1 protein-coding gene and 1 pseudogene are annotated in these 879 nt (G+C 57.0%); both read right to left on the bottom strand.

Annotated features, from left to right (window positions below; genetic code table 11):
• On the bottom strand, window positions 1–765 hold a 765-nt coding region (locus tag HOLDEFILI_RS18070), incomplete at its 3' end, for a 3-phosphoshikimate 1-carboxyvinyltransferase (RefSeq protein WP_039865603.1).
• A pseudogene (locus HOLDEFILI_RS20345) lies at window positions 765–879 on the bottom strand (3-deoxy-7-phosphoheptulonate synthase); the annotation flags it as partial. The pseudogene HOLDEFILI_RS20345 and the gene HOLDEFILI_RS18070, both read right to left, overlap by 1 nt.

The following is an 879-nucleotide window of genomic DNA, read 5'->3' as shown; positions in this document are numbered from 1 at the left end:
CAGCCCCAGACAATGGACCTCATGGTTAACGCATCCCAGCGCGGCATAGAAACCAAGCTGGGAATAATCGGATTCGACGGTCGTTTCACAGGCTTGATACCGCTGGCCGCCGGGAATCCGCAGCGTCAGTTCGTCTTCAAAATAAGCATGAACACCGAAATCCTGAAGCATCTGCAATGTCAGCTCCACATACGAACGCGACTCAAACGGTGGTTCAATATGCAGCGTAGAATCCTCCTTGCGGCAGACCAGCGCAAACAACAGACCAGAAATAAACTGCGAGCTGATGTCGCCGCGCAGCGTGATGTCGCCCGGCTGCAGCGCGCCTTCAATTTCAATCCATTCCGCGGTTTGCGAGTAATGGAATCCCTGCGCCTCAAACAGCTGTTGATAGACTGTCTGGGGCCGCTGCAGCAGACGGTTCTGTCCGGTAAAACGCACCCGCTTGCCGGTCAGCGAGAAAATCGGGATAAAAAAGCGCAGCGTGGAGCCGGATTCCTTGCAGAAAATTTCCTCGCTTTGCAGCTGATTAAAATCGGGAATGCCCTGCACCCGCACATCGCTGCCTTCCAGCTCAATGTGCGCGCCCAGCTTGCGCATTCCGTCGATCGTCGTCAGGATATCGTCGGAATAATCAACGTGATGAATCAAACTTTCGCCCTGGGCCAAAGCGGCGCAGATGATCGCCCGATGGGCCATCGACTTGCTCGGCGGAATCGCCACCGTCGTCTGGGTGCAGCGTCCCGGGATGATCGTCGCCTGCATTACAGCGATCTCCCGACCACCTGGGCAATTGTGCGTCCCTTCTCGATCAAGGAGGCGAACTTCGCCGGCTTCAGCGACTGCGCCCCATCGCTCCACGCGCATTCCGGACAGGCG

Origin of the sequence: Holdemania filiformis DSM 12042, assembly GCF_000157995.1 — a bacterium.
In the GTDB taxonomy this organism is placed as follows: domain Bacteria; phylum Bacillota_I; class Bacilli_A; order Erysipelotrichales; family Erysipelotrichaceae; genus Holdemania; species Holdemania filiformis.
Note: the sequence above shows the minus strand (reverse complement) of the source record. Positions and strands in the feature narration are given on the sequence as shown.